Genomic DNA, 566 nt, shown 5'->3' with positions numbered 1-566 from the left:
CTAAGCACAAGACAAACAGGCAAAAAAGCACTTAAATCAACAATTCAGCTATCACTTTCTAAAGGTCAGAAGCTCATCATAGATGTATTCGATAGTTACAACCTAAGCCTATATCAGATAAACACTTTAGAGATAGTACAAGACAGCCGTAATCGTTGGTATGCGTGTATTACTGTTAAAGACTACCCCAAACAAGCAAGTGGTAAGGGCAGCATTGGTATTGACTTAGGTTTAAAGGAAGCTGCTACCACATCAACGGGCCACAAACTACAGATTAAACAGACTCAAAAATGGGCTAATAAATTAGCAGTAGCCCAGCGTGCTAAGAATAAAAAGCGTGTCAAAGCAATCCACGCCAAAATCAAAAACACAAGATTAGACTTAATTCATAAATTCACCACCAAGCTTGTTAAAGATAACGGCTTAATTGTAGTTGGTGATGTTAAATCACGCTCATTTACCAATACGATGACCAATCTAGCTAAATCGACATACGATGCAGGTTGGTTTGAACTTAAACGACAACTGGAATATAAATGCAAGCATGCAGGTTGTCAGTTTGAGAT

1 protein-coding gene is annotated in these 566 nt (G+C 38.0%); it reads left to right on the top strand.

Annotated features, from left to right (window positions below; translation table 11 throughout):
• On the top strand, positions 1-566 hold a 566-nt coding region (locus A1232T_RS13350), incomplete at both ends, for an RNA-guided endonuclease InsQ/TnpB family protein (protein ID WP_143514015.1).

Origin of the sequence: Psychrobacter pasteurii (assembly GCF_900162815.1) — a bacterium.
GTDB lineage: Bacteria > Pseudomonadota > Gammaproteobacteria > Pseudomonadales > Moraxellaceae > Psychrobacter > Psychrobacter pasteurii.
This window is presented reverse-complemented; position numbering and strand designations above follow the sequence as displayed.